Origin of the sequence: Bacteroides oleiciplenus YIT 12058, from assembly GCF_000315485.1 — a bacterium.
Classification (GTDB): domain Bacteria; phylum Bacteroidota; class Bacteroidia; order Bacteroidales; family Bacteroidaceae; genus Bacteroides; species Bacteroides oleiciplenus.
Genome location: NZ_JH992941.1, coordinates 879,960 through 899,228 on the forward strand (window position 1 = coordinate 879,960; position 19,269 = coordinate 899,228).

The following is a 19,269-nucleotide window of genomic DNA, read 5'->3' on the forward strand; positions in this document are numbered from 1 at the left end:
ACAGTCCCGGACTGAGCACCGAAAACACCCGGATGTTTTACCCTAAAACATGGGGATGTTTTCCCCAAAAACATGGGGGTGTTTTACCCCAAAACATCCGGATGTTTTAGGAGATAACATGGGGATGTTATAATAGATCAGTCCCGGACTCAGGGGGGCTAAGTCCGGGACGTAGAGGTGCTAAGTCCTACTTTGAAAGGTACAGCAACAGTCCTTACTTTACTAATTCAGGAATTATATACTCTTTACTAATCCTCATGCGGTCCACTCCATTGGCATTCTCGAAGGAGACTTCTCCGATATACATGGCACGCGGATGAATCTTTTCCTTGTCTTTATGGGCATGATAGACAATGCGGAGCTTGCCTGCCTTATCGGTAAACATGGCGCTATGCCCCACTCCCACCAGTTCGCCGGGCTTTTGCAACAATGGATTTTCATCATATTTGCTCCAGGTGCCCATCAAGTCGGTAGCCGTGGCACAACCTACTCCATAGAACGGGCTCTCATAACTATTGGCAGAATAGGACATATAATACAACCCGTTACGCTTAACAATAAAGGAACCTTCGTTCACACGGGGCCAGACTTCCTCCCACTCCTGAGAGACATGGAGACAGGGATGCATCGTCTCCTTCTTGATAGTGACAAGGTCTTTTTCCAACTCTGCAATCCAGATATTGTTGCCGTCATTGAACCGCACGAAAGTGAGGTAAGGCGTACCGTCATCATCTATAAACAGAGAGTTGTCAATGCACTTTTCATCCGTAATCATCGGCTCTTTCTTCTCTTGCACAAATGGCCCTGCGGGAGAATCGGCAATCGCCACACAGATGTGTTCGTCGGCCGAATAGTACATATAGAATTTCCCGTTCACGGCATAGACTTCGGGGGCCCAGAACCAACGGTCCGCCCAGGAGTCTTTCTTATTCAGGGCGATACCTTTATACTTCCAGGTCAGCAAGTCATCGGAAGTATATACTTCGATTCCTTCGCCGGAATGGGTGCCATAAGCATAGTATACCCCATCGTACAACATAATGAACGGGTCTCCCAAAGGAACAGGTGCTTTCACGTCATTGGTAGCAGTGTTGTCGGCATCCTTTTTGGAGGAAGCCGACTGACAGGAAACAAGTGTTCCCAAGATTAACAAACAGATAAAAACCAGATTCTTCTTCATACGATTCTATATTTAATAATATCTTAATTGCAAACTATTCGAATACCGCTTTCATCAATCATTAGAGAAATGATAATTATAAAGATTCCGTTTGAAGTGATAACGATGCCTGGGCACTGGCAACGGGTCTTGCAAACGTAGTTCCCAAGCTAACAACTTCGTCAGCAACTCACTCTGCTGATTGATGTACTTTGAGTTCCCAAACAGATTGTTCACTTCATAAGGGTCCTTCTTCAGATTATACAGTTCACCCTTTCCATAACTATTCATCACCAGTTTCCAGTCGCCCATACGCACCATCCTGGAGGTTCCACTCTGGGTCCAGGTATTCAGTTCGTCAAAGCCGGCCACTTTCTTGCGGTCCAGTGCACCTTCCTGCTCAAAAGTCAGTTTATCATCCAGAGGAACATCTTCTCCGCCAAAGCCCAACTGTACGACAACGCTCGAGAATTCTTCTTTTGGATACTCCTTGCCCGTCAGCATCGGCCACAAGCTTCGCCCCTGTACGCCTATGGGTATGGTGTCACCTATTGCCGTACAGAAAGTAGGAAACAGGTCAGCCAGTGAAACGTGCGCATCTATCGCTTTAGGTTGTTGTTTTATCTGGTATCCGGCCCACACCATCGGTATCCTGGTCAAAGCTTCGGATAAACCCGCTCCCTTGCGAATTAAGCCGTATTCACCGCAAAAATCACCATGATCGGAAAGAACTACGATAATAGTTTTCTCAAATAATCCCTTCTCTTTCAGATTCTCGACTAACCGTTGTATCTGGTCATCTATCAGGCGAATCATTCCCATATAATTCCCTCTCAATCGTGGCAGATCTTTTTCAAGGTCAGGGCAGGAAGCATCTTCCAGCTCTCCCAGAATCTGATACTTGCTTCCCTTCTTTATTGCGTCCTGACGTGAAGTCTTTACAGCCGGAAGTTTATCCGGTGAGAACATCGAATAATAGGGTTCACAAACCTGATATGGATTATGTGGTTCGGGGAACGAAACCCAGACAAAGAACGGATTGTCTTTCTGGCTGTCTATCCATTCTATGGCCTGGTCTACAATTCGTGTAGGCTGCTGGTCTTTCAGAGGTATGGGCGAAGGTTCCAGATACTGACCGACAGCTTCTTTAAAGAATTTGGACACGGCAAGTTCTCCTTCCGTCACCGGTTTGTTTTTCCCCCAGTGGGAATATTCGGACCAGAAGTCCATATCTTTGGCATTCAAGTAGGCATGGTTCTTGCCCACTAATGCGGTTTTGTAATGGTTCTCTTTCAGAACAGTTATCAGGTCTTTGGCATAATATATATCACGTACATTGTGGTTGGTGCGCACATGAGTAGCGCTTGGGAAGCGACCTGTAAACATGGAACAACGCGCAGGACTACTGGCAGGCATCACTGTATATGCCTTGTCAAACCAGGCATTCTGCCGGGCCAAAGCATCGACATAAGGGGTGATCTCCATAGGGAAACCTTCACGTCCGCACAAGTCAGCACGTTGCTGGTCGGTCATTATTACTACGATATTCGGTTTATCGGTCTGAGCCAACAGAGACAGACCAACTCCCTGGAGAAGTACTCCTGAGAAAAGACACCTTCGGAAATTCATAATTATCTGATTTTTAATTAATCCCTAAACAAAAAAACACATACCCCATAACCTCTTAATCGAGGTTATGAAGTATGCAGGTATCTAATATATTACATTTTATTCGCTCAGCAATGCATAAGCACACCAAATAATGGGAGCTTGTCCGTGATAATCACCTGTAATGCGGGGACGATCCAGATAATACTGGTGGCTGTTCTTCTTGCCTGTACCGATGCAAACTTCCATCAAGTCATTGTTATCATCAAGATAGTTGCAAAGCCCCAACCATGCACGGCGGGCAATCGGTCCATATTCATCCTTGTCCAGCCATCCGTTCTTCACGCCCTGAATCATGGCATACGTAAACATGGCCGACCCGGATGTTTCCGTCCAGCAGTCCTTTTCGTCAATCAACTGGTTCCAGAGTCCGTCTTCATTCACATATTTCTTCAGGTTCTCCATCATCAAGCGATATCCTTTGAGGATGCGCTGGCGGTTAGGATCGTTTTCCGGAAGGTTGAAAAGCAATTCCGTCATGCCCACAGCCATCCAGCCATCGCCACGCCCCCAATAGAAGGGCACATCGGGCGCATGATAAAAGAGACCGTTCTCACGCTGAATCTCATCCAGATAAAGCACCATTTCCTTAGCAGCGCGGTTGATGTATTTTTTATCTCCTGTCACGTGATAGGCTTCGGCCTGTACGATGGTAATCATATACATATCATCAATCCAGAGGCGGGTCTGCCAGGAGTATCCCTTCTTGTGCCATTTGCGCTCTTCATCATTCGCTTTTTCAGGAAGAATCCATTGCGTATCGGCATACGGCAATCCGAGTTCTTTATAACGCTCGTCCTTCGTCATGCGATACAGTTTCAAAGGTAGGCAACCGAACATATTCTGGTCTACATGAATCGGAGGAGGAAGCAAGTCTTTCTCCAGATGGAATAGCAACTCGAAACGTTCTCTCAACTTCTTGATAAGTTCCTGGTCGTTCGTCATTTCGGCGAATCGGAGCGCTCCATACCAGGTGCAGACTTCAGCATAATGTATGCCTCTGTCTCCATAAAGTTGGTGTTTGGTCTCCATCAGACGACTACTTACCTTTTTCCCCACTGTTTTGGGATTTGCCCTTACAGGGAAATTACTGAAATAATCTTGTGCAGTGATAGTACTTGTCATTACAAACACGCCCACAACAAATAGATAAATAAAACGATAATCTCTCTTCATAATTCTTATAGTCTTTAAATGAATAATTGATTGGTTCAGTTGTTTTGTCATTTTCTCACGGAGAATTTATAAATGCAATGGCTATCATATTTCTCGCCCGGTTTCAATAGTGCCGACGGCCACTCCGGTTTGTTAGGAGTATCGGGATACTTCTGAGTTTCCAGGCAAACGGAAGCACGATGACCATATACGATACCTTTCTTTCCCTTCACCGTACCATCCAGGAAGTTACCGGCATAAATCTGAATACCCGGTTCGTTGGTATAGACATCAAGTACGATGCCTGTTTCGGGAGATTCAAGAGTGGCACACTTCCGTGAAATATCCCCTTTCGTGTTGAGTACCCAGTTATGGTCGTAACCTTTGCCATACTTCAACTGTATGAAATCATTATTGATACGCGCTCCGATGGCTGTGGGTTTGCGGAAATCCATATCCGTATTTTCCACAGGGGCAATCTCACCGGTTGTCATAAAGGTGCTGTCCACAGGAGTATATGCATCGGCATCGATAGTCAACAAATAATCCGAATTATCCTTGGAAGGATCGCCATCCAGGTTAAAGTAAGAGTGATTAGTCAGGTTAACAACCGTAGTACGGTCTGTTTCGGCACTATAACGGATATCAAGAGCATCGTCATCCGTCAATGAGAAAGTAACCTTGCACGTCAGATTGCCCGGGAATCCTTCTTCTCCATCTTTCGACAGATAAGTCAATTCCAGAACTTGCTCGCTCAACTGCTGTGCATCGAACATCCGGAAATCAAATCCCTTGGAACCGCCATGCAGGCAGTGACCGTAATTATTCTGTGGCAACTGATATTCCACACCGTCTACGGTAATCTTACCCTGGTTAATACGATTGCCATAACGTCCGATGGTAGCGCCAAAATTTGTAGGAAGGTTAACGTAATCCTGAATAGAATCGAATCCTAATACAACGTCACGCATAACGCCCTCTTTATCCGGTACCATCACCGATACAATACGTCCACCGAAGTTTGTAATGCAAACTTCCATACCATTTTTATTCTTTAGTACAAACAGGCTTGTCTGTTTGCCGTCTACTTCCATACGGAAATCAGCCGGATTCAAACCTGAAGCAGTCTTTTCACTCACCTGCTTGCTTGTGCAGGCTGATGCCAATAGCATCACTCCTGCTAACAAAATCATAACTTTATTCATATCGCTTATACTATTTATGCTTTATTTCTGCAATAAAAATTGTTCCGCACGTCCCGGTGAGAAGAGTTCCCACAGGGAAGCAACCGTCCAGCCGGGAGCAAAGATATCATTATAATATCCTTTTCCGTTGCGACCGTAGTCCCAATTGGTATGCTGCACCACTTCCGGGTAATAACCCACTTTAGCAACACCGCACATATGACCTTCATAGGGAAGCAACTGACGCATTGAAGTAGAAATAACCTCAGCAAAGTCCGAGAAACGGGGTTCATTGTATTCCTTCGAAAGCCAATGCAATACGTCGGCAAACTCGAAGATAAACACATCAATATGGTTATTCTCTACCGAGACATTCCCCCAACCACGGGTCTGCAAACCAATGTCTCCCAACATCTGGCCTGCTGCAAAAGGAACGTCCCACGTATAGTACCAGGATAAGGCAAAGTAGGCTGCCTTCTTTGATAATTCGGCATAATGGGCACGCTCGGCACCTTTGGTGACCAAGGCAAGATAGTAAGTGGCAGTAGCGGCATAAAGGGAGGCTTCCTTGTCCTCGCAATTAGCATCCAAGGTGGAAGAAAAGTAATCGGACTTGGAAATCAGTTCCTTTTCCAGATAGTTCACCGTGTGTTTGGCACTTTCCAGGTAACGCTTGTCCTTGAAGTATTTATAAGCCATTACCAAAGGCAGGGTAGCCGAAGGAGTACTGCCTCCGGTGCCGTCTACAATAGAGAAGTCATCCTTGAATTTGCGCGGGAAGCTGCCATCCTCGTTCTGCAGACGAAGGAAACTGTCCAGAATAACCTTCAGGCGCTTCTCCCATTCGGGATGTTTACGCTTATGCTGTTTCTCGTAATTCAGATAGTTCAAAATGGCATATACGCCCTCCGACTGACGGCGAATACTGAGTTTAGGCTCTTTAAAACCACGATTATAATGTACCACCTCATTGAAAAAGCCAGCGGGAGAGAAACCATTTTGAAGATAAGTATCAAAGACGCTGTTGGCGCTATTCACCAGTTCAGGGCGGTTCTGCTGCGCACCGTATTCCAAAGCATTGAAGGCGTTGAGCAGGGTACGGCCTACAAAACCGATTTCAGCAACATCCGTATTATCGCAAGTGGCGGTTTTCAACTCAACCCCCGAATAGTAGTGGGTGGGCGTAGTATTCACATAACTTTCTACAAAGAAATTGCTTATCACCTCTTTCATACGGTCTACCGTATAAGGAGTATTTACAGGGCGGGGAAGATTTGTATCATAGCAATACTCCCAAGTACGCTGCACGCACTCCGAGAAGTCGGCAGCATCGATTTCTGATAATTCCCACCTAAGGGTTATGCTGTCTCCTTTGCGAAGAAGCTGGAAAGCCTCAACTGCAGGAGCCAGAGTCAATTTGCGGATATAGGTTTTAGGAGCTTCCTTATATGGAAATCCGTAAGAGAGAACAGTGGTACCGTCTACATTCTCGAAACCGGTATAGCCGATGGAAGTCTCACCGGACACAATCACTTCGCCTTCTTTATGGGTGGTCAAGGCTTCTTTATCGAACTTGTCAATACGGATAACAGACATTGATTTGCCCGTTGCAGGGTTGAAAGCCGCCGTCAACGGGGTACTCAGGCGGTCTTCGCGCACCAGCCAGCTATCGGAAGTATGGAAGGAAGGAGCCTTCTCGGGTGAACGCAGATTCCGGCGATACCAGAAGCCGGGCATATAGAACTGGCAATCGGAATGGTTGTAGCCTGTCTTGATTTGCTCACCATAGTTGAAATAAACATCATCAAGGGCTTTGATGACAACATTGATACGCTGCTTACCATTCTTATCCGTAACCTGCCGCGTAATGACCAATGGTAGCTGCTCCGAAGGCTGGCAATTATACACGCCATCCTGTACTTTACGAAGGCTTAATGAATAGTGTTTGGCATCATTCCCCGGAACTTTCAGGGAAATGGAAGCTGAAACATCTCCCAGAGAATGCTCCATCGCTCCCGCATTTGCAATGCCTGCTAAAAGCATTACCCCTAAAAACAATCTCTTTAGTCTCATAGTTACATTTGTTTTATAGTTGTTAGAATACTGGTTTATCTGACTCTATCGACGGAGAAGCACCCTTTACAGACGGCCAACCATCCTTCCATTCAATCTTGTCCATCATCAAGACCCGTCCTTCGGGATTCTTGACGCTCACCGAATGATAGAAGAACCAATCGTTGCCGGCATTATCCGTCACAATCTCAGAATTATGGCCGGTGCCTACAAAAGCACTATTCTTATGAATCAGGATTTCATGTTTATTGTCGAGCATACTCCCGCCCTTCTTATCAACATAAGGCCCGAAAAGGTTTTTCGAACGTCCTACTACCGTTGTATATGTGCTGTTCAGTCCTTCACAGCAAGTACCTATTGAAGCAAAAAAGTAGTAATAACCATCCTTTTTGTGAATATAAGTGCCTTCGTAGGCTGTCCCTGCCACTTTTTGGGGTTTAGAGCCTTCTTTGATGGAAAGTCCGTCATCTGACAGCCCGATAGCATAGATACCCCGGAAACTGCCCCAAAAGAGATATTTTCGTCCCCCTTCCTCTATGTAGAAAGGATCAATAGAATTCTGCACATTGATTTCATTGCTACGGAACATTTTTCCATGGTCCGTGAAAGGGCCTTCGGGCTTATCGGCAGTAGCGCATCCGATGCCACAGGTCCACTCTCCTCCCCAAACGGACATGGAATAATAAAGCACGTATTTATCGCCTATTTTATTAATGTCCGGAGCCCACAGACCTCCCTTTGCTTCAAAGTCGGGACGGGTCTGGTCAGTAAAAGCCGTACCTACATATTCCCAATCCACCAGATTCCGAGAACGGTGAATCGGCAGGTTACGGATATTCTCAGTAGCATATAAGTAGAAGTAGCCATCCCCTCCCTTGATTACGGAAGGGTCGGGTAAACTATAGTTTATAACCGGATTATGATATACATTCTTCGATTGATCTTCCGGATTATCTTCCGTCTTTGACGATGACGAAGAACATGCTGCCAAACAGCATAATACTGATATTATAAATAACTCTTTCATATGATAGAAAAAAATGGAGGTATATTTCTCACAACGTTGGCTCTGTCGCTCCAATATACCTCCAATATTCTTCCCGCTAACTATAGCGGAAGTGATTGATTAAATCTGATCTTCATCAGCTACAGCTTCTTCCCAGGTATTCCATATAGGAGTAGCAGGATCATATTCCGTATAACCTACATTCTGCCACAGCTTGGCATTTTTATTTGCCTCGATAGCATTATAAGGAATCGGCCAATAAATATTATGCTTACCCATAATGAAATTAATGTCCGTCTTAGTGGCATCAATACGAATCGTTTCTCCCTTGTTATACATACCTTTACGTACACAACGTTGATACCAATAGCTACCGCCATCCAAGTCTGTACCCGTTTGTTTGTCGAAGGTTTCCACATTATAGGTATTGCCCCATTCATCTGGTCTTCCGCTGCGGGCCAGACAGAGAGATACACGGGTCAACTCTACATTACGCCACTCTTCATAGAAAAGCTCACGGCCACGTTCATCCATAATATCACCGATAGTTACATTGCCGGTATAGAGCTCAGAGCAATGTGCACGTTGTCTGATGATATTCAGGTCGTCCTTAATAGTCGGATCACTCGGGTTGATGTAGAACTTAGCTTCAGCACGAAGCAAGTAAGCTTCTGCCAGACGATAGAGATACCAGTCGGCAATACTGCCATCGGTAGCACCTTCAAGACCATTGTTTTTAATCAAACCTTGATTGATTACATCATCCAGACAGAAAATGTAATGAGGCACATCAAACCAGCGACGGATTGTATCGGAACACAATAATTGTCCCTTTGCGGTAATTAACTTGCCGTCTTTATCGTAGAAGTCTCTGTCGGAATGAAGCATGATGTTCTGTCCATAAAACTCAGAGTCCACATTGTTGCAACGCAAATTTTCCATGTGCATCCAGTTTCCAGCTTCTGAACTATGGCGCAAATCCGTTTCATCCATCTTGCCGTTTACAGCCCACAATCCATCCTGATAGAAAGTACTGGTACGGAAAGTAGCAATACCACGTCCTAATCCACGCATATAGTCATATTCCACACGGTATTTGCTGTTAGTGCGGTCAAGGTTGTACAACGCCTGTTTGCCGTCGGGCATCTTGATTCTACCATCAAAGAAGAAAGGATACATGATACGCATACTCAACATCGGGATAAACGATTCAGCAGACGCTCCACGATTAGGCATACCCATAATAACTTCCTTGTTTGCACCAATCAATTTGTTCTCCGGACGGTGCAAATCCCAAATCACGTTGCGTGTAATAGGCCAGGAAGTAGGCTCACCACCTTCAAAGAAGGTACCGAAGTTACTTGTCATCAATGAATAGCCGGACTGATCGATCAGAATATCCAACTGCTTCTTGGCATCTTCATATCTGCCGAGAGCCAGATACAATTTAGAAAGCAACATACGGCAAGCTCCCTTATTCACCATACCGATATATTCCATATTCTTTTGCTCAGGTACCCACTCAACGGCAAATTCCATATCAAGCGCCATCTTCTCCAGGATTGCATCCCTGTGAGTAGAATGGTAGCTCAATTTAGGCGAGGATGGCAATTTGGTAAGCAAAGGCACATTCCCAAACTGGAATACCAATGCATAATACCGATAGGCACGATGGAAATAGGCACGCCCAATGTATTCTTTCTTCAAAGTCTCATCCATAGGGACATCATCTATAAACGAAAGCAATGTATTGGCATTTCGGATTCCTTCATATCCTTGTCTCCAAAAGAAATATATACTGTTTGTACGCCCTAAGTTTTTTTCTGTACTTTGGTCGCTATTCGAACGCAACATATTATCTACATTATCAAGGAATCCTGATTTATCAGTTGCAGCAGGCACCATCAAATCAGAAAAAGTGTATTCTGTAGGCAACGCCATCATCTCACGAGAATCTTCGCTCACATAGTTTCTCTTCAATTGACGGTCACAGATAGCCAACACAGACCTAAGACCCGCTTCTGTAGTAAATACTTCACTAGGCTTGAACATAGCCTGTGGATCAGGTTCCAAAAAACTTTCTTTACAACCGGTCAGCACCATTGAAGCTCCGGCCATCAGGATAAATCCCTTGCAAATATATTTTTGAATATAGTTTTTCATATTTATTCCTTAGTTAAAAGATTTAGAATGTTAAGTTAAGTCCCAGTGTCCAGATGCGAGAAGCATAGTTACCTGTTTCCGGGTCACCATAGTATTCCCAGTCCTTTGAACCCCATACAGCGGCATTCCGAACCGTGGCATACACCTTAGCACGTTCAACATCCACCTTTTTTGTCCATTGTCTGGGCAGAGTATAACCGATTGAGATATTTTCCAAACGTACAAAAGAACGGTTATAAAGTCTGCGGGCTCCCTTAGCACCTTCAGGACCTTGTGCCTCGATACGTGCATATTTATTGCTTGGATTATCCACTGTCCAATATTCCTTAGCTTCTTTATTCACTAAACGGTAAGTCATACCACCACCATCGTCATCATTGTTCAGATACATACTTTCCAAACTCTTATGCCCCATACGAGAGTAAATATTGATAGACAACGTCAAGTCTTTCCACAAAGTAAAGTCATTACGCAAAGCCCAGGTTACGGGAGCTGCCGTTTGTCCTTGGAACACCTTGTCGTCATTATTATAAATAATCTTCGTCACATTTCCGTTGGCATCATACTCATCGTTGGCCGGATTGTTCCATACCTTCGGATCACCCGGAACTTGACCATATTTCTTTGCTTCATCCACTTCATCTTTCTGCCAAATACCAGTCACTTTATAATCCCAAATGGCACTGATAGGTCTGTCAATAAACCAGCCATTGCCCACATAATCGGCTTCTTTTTTTCCAATTACATTGCCTGAAGCATCCAATACATCTTCGTAGTCACCATACAGATGTTTAATACGATTCTTATTGTATGAAAGGCTGAATGTTGTGCTCCACTGGAAATTCTTGTTATCAATGTTCAACGTGTTCAAAGCGATTTCAAAACCGTTGTTATCAACTTGTCCCAAGTTGGTTGTGATACTCTCGAAACCTGTAAAGTTAGGCAAGCGCTGCCCCATAATCATATCCTTGGTACTCATGCGGTAATATTCCAACGTACCGGTTATACGTTCATTCAGGAAGCCAAAGTCCAAAGCAAAGTTCCAAGACTGTGTCTTTTCCCATTGCAGATTCGGATTTTCCATACGTTGAGCCATCAGGTAGCGCATCAGATACAAATCACCGGAAGATGTGATATAACCCTGCATCTTTCCACCACCCGGATAGAGATTAGCAAGAGCTTCATAAGGATTATCCAACGAACGGTTACCATTCTTACCGAAAGATACACGCAACTTACCACTACTCATGATGTGAGTGTACGGCTGGAAGAACTTTTCATTGGAGAAAGTCCATGCCAAACCACCGGAGGGGAAGTAAGCGTAAGGATTAGAAGAACCAAAAGCTGAATAACCATCGCGACGCATAGTGAACGTAGCCATATAACGGTCATCGTAAGAGTAGAATGCACGGGCCATTAAACCGTCGGCAGTCTGATGTGTGTCGTTACTTTCAAACTTACTAACCGACTTGTCACCATTTTGTGTATTATGGAATCCAAGTACGTCGGACGGCAAGATGTTACGAGCTTCAATGCGGTCTTTCCAATATTGAAGTTCTTCGGCTTCCTGAGCCAAAGTCACAATAACGTGATGCTTTTTAGCAAAAGTTTTATCCCAAGTGATGGTATTGTTCAGAGACCAATCGAAACGTTTAGCTTGCTCACGGTTCGCTCCACGGTCATTCGGATTAGAATTCGGCCGTTCGGCAGACATGAAGTAACGATCGTGGAAATACTGCATGCGCGGAGCCGCATTGAATGTATAAGTAATGCCAAACGGCAATTTCAATTTCGCATTGAAAATCGTATTGAATGTAGTATATCCTTTCTGCAATTCCAGGAACTGTTTTTCGTAATACCAGTTTGTCAGGTTATTACGGTCATACTGAAACATCAAGGGGTCTTGTACATAATTACCCTCGTCATCCTTAAACACTGCATAAGGGCTATTTTCCATGAAACCGCCTTTATTCATGCCGATTTCACCATCCGTACGGTCTTGGAAATTGATATTGGCACCAATTTCAAACCAATCCGTCACCTTTGCATTTAATTTAAAGTTTGCACGAACAGAACGGTAAGTATCGTCTACAAAAGCACCTTCATTACGCAAGAAGCCCAATGACATATAGTAGTCAATCTTCTCACCGGCACCACTGATACTGGCATTATAATCCTGATTGAAGCCCAAACGGAATGCTTTGTCCTGCCAATCCACTGTTTTACCTGCCAAAAGATTGTCCATCAAAGCTGTATTAGGTCTAAAGCCCAAACGTCTTGCCCAAATGCTCAAGTCCGATTCTCCTTCACTATTGGTAGTATAAGCTCTCCACTCTTCCAGAGACACTCCGTCAAGATCATTAGGACTACGGAAGTAACCCGGCTTTGAAGTATATTCATTACCCGGTCTTGAATAAGCAGCATACTCACCCGTTTCTGCATTTACACCATACGTATTCTTTTCTTTCCAGTCTACAAAATGTTGCATATACTCGCCCGGAGTCTGCCATCTGTCACGATAAGCAGCCTTTTGAGTCAATCCGATACTGGCTGTAAAGTTGACTGTCGGTTTGCCTTGCTTACCTTTTTTCGTTGATATGATGACAACACCATTAGCAGCACGTGCACCATAAACAGCAGCAGCAGAAGCATCCTTCAACACGTCAATCTGTGCGATGTCATCCGGATTGATTTCAGAAAGTTCACCATAAAAGAACATTCCATCAAGAATGAGCAACGGGTCATTGTGTCCGCCATCGGTGTAAACTGAGCGCTGACCGCGAATGTTCATTGAACCACCACCTTTAGCACCGGCATCACCTTCACCGTAGCCTACAGTCAAACCCGGCGTACCACGCAAGATGTCTTGTACTGTTTTGGGGTTATCATTAGCGATTTTGTCGGGACGTACTTGTACAACAGAACCCGTAAGGTCTTTCTTACGCATCGAACCGTAACCTACTACCACCACTTCTTCCAAAGCTTGAGCATCATCTTTCAACACAACCTTCAGCGGTTCTCCTTTGTACGTCACTTCCTGAGTCACCATACCTATATAGGAAATTACCAAAGTAGCTCCCTTCGGTCCACTTATCGAGAAATTACCGTCAATATCGGTAATCGTTCCCGTAGAGGTTCCCTTTACCATAACATTCACACCTAACAAAGGTTCCTGGTTCACATCTGTTACGGAGCCCTTTATCGCGACATTCTGGGAATGCGCAGTAAGTGCGAACACACACAAAATTAAAAATAAGATTTTCCTAGACATGTTTTTATAGTTATATTAGATTAGAAATTTACGGAAACGCTGTTCCGCATTTATTTTTCACATTATGCTTTGCAGGAATACCCCTGCAAGCGGATAGGATTAAATTAAAGTTGACTTTTGTTTATACCATAGGCTTATTTATAGATTTAAAATTAACGAATTGTCTTTTTCCATAAGAGGTGAGCATGCATGCCTATTTGGCATGCAGCTTTTCTTCGAGCATCTTGATGAAATATCCACCCACCACCGAACGGGCCTGGAATCCCCGTTGCTTCGGACTGTCGGTAAATACCCAATCGGACATAGGAATACGATCGGTTGTCTCATTCATAAAGCTATAGACCGGGTCGATAAAGCTCTCGAAAGTAGTCCTATCATTAGCCATGGTGGCTGTCCACATAATCCAATCGGTTTTAGTATATGTTTCACGGTTGTCGAGCGGCAGGCCATAACGGTTTTGTTTTGTCTGATAATATGCTAATTCTGTTTCAGCCACCTTTTCCGGGAAGATTTGCCAGTTCATCAGCTTATCCCACACCAGATTGTACTTCTGGCTCCAAGTGCCGGCCTTGTCAAATGTCAGGCGGTAGTGGTCACCATCATCTGCCATCTCCATCCACTTTGCGGCCATCTCTTTGGCCTTATTGGTATAGGCTTCAGCAACCTCAGTCTTTCCCAACATATCAGCCAGATAACCATAAGAAGCAATAGCCAGTATAGCCTTGATGGAGAGGTTGGCATTATGAGCGAAATGTCCGGCAAAGTCATCGGTGCAGAGCTGGTTTTCCGGGTCCAGTCCATATTCTACCAGATAATCTGTCCAGGTAGTCAATGTATTCCAATGACGGTTGGCATAATCCGCATTACCTTCTACGGCAGCAATGGCAGCAGTTACTATCAGCATATTACCGCTTTCTTCCACAGGCATATCGCCACCATAAGTTTGTCCGTTACCCTGCGGATAAGTACCGATGTCATGGGCAGCAAAAGGTTTGGTCCATTTCCCACTTTCACTATAATAGAAGATATGGTTGAGCAAACCTTTGGCAAGTTCCGGATTATAAAGCAAGTATAAAGGAGACGAAGGATACGTGATATCTACCGTTCCGATAGAACCGTTACTGAAATTCTCCTTGGAAAGGAACAACAATTCACCGTTGGGAGCTTCCACGAGTTTATGGGCAGCTATAGACTGGCGATAAGCCAATGCACAAAGTTCGGCATACTTGCGTCCGCCTACTGCGGTAGCATCTTCCATTAGTTTCTTATCAAAAGCAGCGCAGTCTTTCATCAGTTTCTGATATTCGTCCTTAGCTTTCAGGAACTGGGATGCAATCGTCTCTTTACCGGAACGATTCCAATAAGGACGCAGGTTTTCACCGAAATATTGGATGGAATAAATATCATCATACCCCAGCATCAGGTAACCATCAGCTTTCTTTGTTTCACCCAACGAGCATACCAAGACCAGTTTATCATAACCATCGGTGGCCGGAGCTTCCAGATTGTCCTTCAGGAATCCATTGCGCAATGCCTTACCGTCACCAATGCCGTATGTCGTATTATCTTTCTTACCTGCCAGATAAAAATATCCCCAGTCAATCCGGACATCATCTCCCCTCTTTTTCAGAATCTCCTGACTTTGGCTTCCGGTACGCAAGAAGAGCAAATCACCTTCTTCAAAGCTGTCAGCCATAGATTTTTGATGAGCCACATCAATTGCCCATTGCGGAGAGGCTTCAAAATACAAGTCCACCTGGTGCTTCTTGCCATCTCTGGAAGAGACTTCATAAGAGAGATAATTGACCGGACGTGTCATCAAATCCAGATTATCCATAAAGAGAGGAGCCGTAAAGGTCAGATTCAGATTGACCGATCCGCACGCAAAAGTGTAATAGGTCTGCATAGCTTGCACATCTACCGAAATCTGTTCAGCAGTCTGCTCAAAGAATTGATAATTCTCCTGTTCAACCATCAACCCAAAATCCAGCAAAGCATTTCCCACGCGATTGTAACAATAGGCAGCTATCAGGTTCTTCCCCTTTTTTAATGAAGCAGCCACTTCATCGGAAAGTTTCAACTGTGCATGCTTCTTGCAGGCGTTACCCGTATCCACAACCTTGATACCATTAATATATATAATCACATCATCATCGTGTGAGTAATCCAGATATATGTTTCTGCCGGCCATATCTTCCTGAAGGTCTATAGTACGACGTACCCATATGTACTTCTCGCCCCACTGCGTCTTGGCAGTATGCTCATTTTCCATCGTTCCGAAAGCTGCTTTGCCTTCTTTCCAACGACTATCATCAAAAGCCATCGTTTGCCAGCCTTCAGCCGGTTGTGCCACTGTATACTTTCCCACCCAGTCTTCCTGTTCGGAGTTAGGGACTATGGTGCTCAACTCAAGTTCTTCCGCTCCCATGAAACGGTAAGTTTGTCCGTCCACCTTGGCAACACCAATCAGAGGGAAATTCTTACCGGTCCAGTGTCTCACTGAGCCATCATATAAGTTATCTTGGAAAGCCCACGCGCTCGTATAAGGGTCAATGGTGACCAGCGGATAAGCAGGCGCACGTAGTTCATTTTTGGCATGCTGTTCAGGCTGAGGAGAAGTACACGCCGTCAAAGCAGCAATTCCTAACAATAGCGTCATTAATCGTTTCATGATTTAAATGTTTTTCTTAGTTATTCATTATACTTCGGTATCTACATCTTGTCGGTACAGGAGCAATAAGGTTTCACATATCTTTTACATAAAAACTAATAAGAAAAGTATGAAATGTGTTTTCATATAAATTACGTGTTTTTATGTTGAGGCAAAAGTAGAAAATTGGTAATATAACAAGTAAAAGAATACATCCAATGCATGGAATAATCGCGTCAAAAGCGGTTTAAAGACCTGTTATTATACAATAATGTCTTTTTCCGAGACAATACTAAATTTTCGTAGAAACATATTCCTTTAACTATACCTATTTCTTCATTCACAACAAGAAGCCAACAAGTCCAGTCTTAACTAAAATGACAATTTAACATATGCAGGGAGAAAGATTTTCTACTCATATTAGAAGTAAATTCCGGAAGCTTTCGGAACGTATTGATAAAGCTTTAGTAACGTATTCATAAAGCTTACCGGACGTATTCCGAAAGCTTCAAGAACAAACTGTTCATATATAAGCAATTACAGAAACACAGTTCACCCCTCACCCGCTATCTCCTATGGACAGGGAGATGGGAAAGATTAATGAAGTGGTGAACCGGGAAATGAAGATATTTTTGAGAAGAATGCTAAAGAGCAAGAATCAGACGCGGATGGAACTCCGCTTCCAAAAGACTTCGCTGACGGGCGTCAGCTATAAATAAACTGGTAGACAGCACCTCGCCTACGGCTCCATCCGCCGTGACGACTGCCACTTCTCTTTTCCCTTCTACCAGCTTTCCATTCTGAGGGTTGATGATGTGTTTACGTTCGTGTGAATCGTTGCCCGAAGTCGTGAGACATTCATCGTGAAGAAGCAATTCCGGACGTTCTTTCTGCTGCGAGGCGGCGGCTTGTCCGAAGTCGACCTTCCACCCATCAGCCATAGGATGATGTCCTAAAGCCAATACAGAGCTATTTCCCATATTAATCAATGCATCTCCCACTTCATAGCGTTGCAGCAAATGCCGCGTCTTTTCTAAAGCATAGCCTTTCAGGAAACCGGAAAGGTTGATGGTTATCCCGGATTGCAGGAAAAAGAGGGTACGTTCCTGAGGTAACAGTTGAATACTGCGAATGGTATCGGATGTGTGATGAGCCGAATGGATGGTAACATCGAAGCATCCATCGGTCCGGGTATAACAGTCTACACAGAAAGTAAGCATATCATAAAGTTCCCGGCTGACCGGTTGCGGGCATGTAGCGGCAGTACGGTTCAGTCTGGCCAGTTCACTGTCCACATCGTAGTAGTTGGCCATCTTTTCCAGACGGCACAACATTTCATGAACAGCATTGACCACAAGCATCAACGCCTCTTCGCCTTGCCTGCCGCACAGCACAATATCAACGCGCGTATGCATCGATGGAAACCATGCGTAAAGCAGTCCACCGTGGGCAGATGAAAACTTGTAAAGATGTTGAATTACATTCTGCATTTCTTAAGTTAGCGTTTCTTTGAGAAAAGCGAAAAGGCAAGCTACAAATACCTGCAACTTGCCTTTTCTAAGACATAATAATAATTACAATTCTTTGATCTTTATATTCTTAAACCAAACTTCATCTCCATGATCTTGCAGAAGGATGTTGCCCGATTCCCAATTACCGAAGTTGGGCCAATCTCTGTACTTACTATAAGCAACCAGTGCATCCCACATTTCGTTCTGGCGTGTGTACTCAATGAGCTTCACACCGTTCAGCCAATGCTCTACATGATTGCCTTTCACAACAATCATAGCTGTATTGAAATCTTTCTTATTGAAAGGTTTGTCTGCCGGAGCAGGGATCAGATCGTAAAGCGAACCCAGTTTACGGTTGCCCTTCACACCCAATTTAGCATCGGGATGCTTGTCATCATCAAGAATCTGGAACTCACAACCGATAGCAGAACCGGCTCCCTTATTCATATCCGGGCTAACGAAGTATTTTACACCACTATTGGCACCTTCAGTGATTTTGAAGTCTACCTTCAGGATGAAGTTCTTGTATTTCTTAGTTGTTACAATGTCACCACCGTTGGCAGCCTCTGCACCGCCGCTCTTCATCACTTTCAGAATACCGTCTTCCATCTTCCAGCCTTTTTCAGGGAAAGAATTCAGTCTTGCTCCTCTCCAGCCTTCAGAGGTCTTGCCATCCCAAAGGAGTGCCCAGCCTTCTTTTGCTTCGTTCGGAGAGATTGTGTTAGCTATTACATTAATTTCCGGTGCTTTCTGGGCAGTCTGATAACGTTCTACGTCCGTAGTACAGATACGGATGTTTTTCCAACTAACAGTTTTGCCTTCATCGGCAGCATTACCAATGGCATGCACTTGCAGGGCGATAAAGCCAACAGGAGTCATATCATCCCAGATGTTAGCACAGGGCACTCCGTTAATCCAAGTAGCGATAGAATTACCTACAGCTTCGATGCGTGCCTTGTTCCACTGATTGTTTTTGAAAGCTGTTTTAGCAGCCGGATTCTGTGTCAAAGGATAAAGCCAATTGCGACGGGCCTCGTCATAGATGCCACCCGACCATGCACGCTTTGAAGGGTCTATTTCAAACTGATAGCCATGTACACGGCCTTTCTGATAGTCCTTCTTGCTTTCACTACGCAATTGTACGCCTGAGTTCAGTCCATCATCTATCTTAAAATCGAACTCCAGGATAAAGTCACCATACACTTTCTTTGTAGCCAGGAAAGTGTTAGGAGTATTCATCTTAGAAACGCCTACAATGGCGCCGTCCACTACTTTATATTCGGCCTTACCGTTCAGCTTCTTCCAGCCGTTCAGGTTCTTGCCATTGAAAAGAGGCTCCCAGTTCTGTGCCGAAACCACAGATGCACAAAACAGAAGCAAAAGCAATAAATAATTCTTCTTCATATTGATATTTCTTTTATTGATTGTG

At 44.3% G+C, this 19,269-nt stretch carries 11 protein-coding genes; all 11 read right to left on the bottom strand.

The window, feature by feature from the left end; genetic code table 11:
- Positions 1-214: 214 nt before the first annotated feature.
- The gene (locus HMPREF9447_RS11270) at positions 215-1,180 is read right to left on the bottom strand and encodes a glycoside hydrolase family 43 protein (protein ID WP_009129861.1); all 966 of its coding nucleotides are present in this window, start codon (positions 1,178-1,180) and stop codon (positions 215-217) included.
- A gap of 54 nt (positions 1,181-1,234) precedes the next feature.
- Positions 1,235-2,788, bottom strand: a complete 1,554-nt coding sequence (locus tag HMPREF9447_RS11275; protein WP_009129862.1) for a sulfatase family protein — start codon at positions 2,786-2,788, stop codon at positions 1,235-1,237.
- Positions 2,789-2,887: 99 nt separating this feature from the next.
- Complete coding sequence (locus HMPREF9447_RS11280) at positions 2,888-4,003, bottom strand: glycoside hydrolase family 88/105 protein (RefSeq protein ID WP_009129863.1); 1,116 nt, start codon at positions 4,001-4,003, stop codon at positions 2,888-2,890.
- 47 nt (positions 4,004-4,050) lie between these two features.
- Positions 4,051-5,187, bottom strand: coding sequence for an aldose epimerase family protein (locus tag HMPREF9447_RS11285; RefSeq protein ID WP_009129864.1), 1,137 nt, complete (start codon positions 5,185-5,187; stop codon positions 4,051-4,053).
- Positions 5,188-5,208: 21 nt separating this feature from the next.
- A complete protein-coding gene (locus tag HMPREF9447_RS11290) occupies positions 5,209-7,239 on the bottom strand; it encodes a hypothetical protein (protein ID WP_009129865.1) in 2,031 nt (676 codons plus the stop codon).
- Positions 7,240-7,261: 22 nt separating this feature from the next.
- Positions 7,262-8,266: a family 43 glycosylhydrolase gene (locus HMPREF9447_RS11295; RefSeq protein WP_009129866.1), complete on the bottom strand. Its 1,005-nt coding sequence runs from the start codon at positions 8,264-8,266 to the stop codon at positions 7,262-7,264.
- Between the two features lie 99 nt (positions 8,267-8,365).
- Positions 8,366-10,408 carry a RagB/SusD family nutrient uptake outer membrane protein gene (locus HMPREF9447_RS11300; protein WP_009129868.1) on the bottom strand — a complete coding sequence of 681 codons (2,043 nt, stop codon included), beginning with the start codon at positions 10,406-10,408 and terminating at the stop codon, positions 8,366-8,368.
- Between the two features lie 22 nt (positions 10,409-10,430).
- Positions 10,431-13,679: a SusC/RagA family TonB-linked outer membrane protein gene (locus HMPREF9447_RS11305; RefSeq protein WP_009129869.1), complete on the bottom strand. Its 3,249-nt coding sequence runs from the start codon at positions 13,677-13,679 to the stop codon at positions 10,431-10,433.
- 193 nt (positions 13,680-13,872) lie between these two features.
- Positions 13,873-16,350 (bottom strand): glutaminase domain-containing protein, encoded by a 2,478-nt coding sequence (locus HMPREF9447_RS11310; RefSeq protein ID WP_009129870.1) that lies wholly within the window; start codon positions 16,348-16,350, stop codon positions 13,873-13,875.
- Between the two features lie 623 nt (positions 16,351-16,973).
- Positions 16,974-17,819 carry an FAD:protein FMN transferase gene (locus HMPREF9447_RS11315; protein ID WP_009129871.1) on the bottom strand — a complete coding sequence of 282 codons (846 nt, stop codon included), beginning with the start codon at positions 17,817-17,819 and terminating at the stop codon, positions 16,974-16,976.
- A gap of 84 nt (positions 17,820-17,903) precedes the next feature.
- The gene (locus HMPREF9447_RS11320; protein ID WP_009129872.1) at positions 17,904-19,244 is read right to left on the bottom strand and encodes a 3-keto-disaccharide hydrolase; all 1,341 of its coding nucleotides are present in this window, start codon (positions 19,242-19,244) and stop codon (positions 17,904-17,906) included.
- Positions 19,245-19,269: the final 25 nt, after the last annotated feature.

Bases quoted from the DNA above. Each gene is read 5' to 3' on its own strand.
- HMPREF9447_RS11275 (WP_009129862.1), bottom strand. From the start codon at position 2,788: ATGAATTTCCGAAGGTGTCTTTTCTCAGGAGTACTTCTCCAGGGAGTT.
- HMPREF9447_RS11310 (WP_009129870.1), bottom strand. From the start codon at position 16,350: ATGAAACGATTAATGACGCTATTGTTAGGAATTGCTGCTTTGACGGCG.
- HMPREF9447_RS11290 (WP_009129865.1), bottom strand. From the start codon at position 7,239: ATGAGACTAAAGAGATTGTTTTTAGGGGTAATGCTTTTAGCAGGCATT.
- HMPREF9447_RS11285 (WP_009129864.1), bottom strand. From the start codon at position 5,187: ATGAATAAAGTTATGATTTTGTTAGCAGGAGTGATGCTATTGGCATCA.
- HMPREF9447_RS11320 (WP_009129872.1), bottom strand. From the start codon at position 19,244: ATGAAGAAGAATTATTTATTGCTTTTGCTTCTGTTTTGTGCATCTGTG.
- HMPREF9447_RS11315 (WP_009129871.1), bottom strand. From the start codon at position 17,819: ATGCAGAATGTAATTCAACATCTTTACAAGTTTTCATCTGCCCACGGT.
- HMPREF9447_RS11280 (WP_009129863.1), bottom strand. From the start codon at position 4,003: ATGAAGAGAGATTATCGTTTTATTTATCTATTTGTTGTGGGCGTGTTT.
- HMPREF9447_RS11295 (WP_009129866.1), bottom strand. From the start codon at position 8,266: ATGAAAGAGTTATTTATAATATCAGTATTATGCTGTTTGGCAGCATGT.
- HMPREF9447_RS11270 (WP_009129861.1), bottom strand. From the start codon at position 1,180: ATGAAGAAGAATCTGGTTTTTATCTGTTTGTTAATCTTGGGAACACTT.
- HMPREF9447_RS11300 (WP_009129868.1), bottom strand. From the start codon at position 10,408: ATGAAAAACTATATTCAAAAATATATTTGCAAGGGATTTATCCTGATG.
- HMPREF9447_RS11305 (WP_009129869.1), bottom strand. From the start codon at position 13,679: ATGTCTAGGAAAATCTTATTTTTAATTTTGTGTGTGTTCGCACTTACT.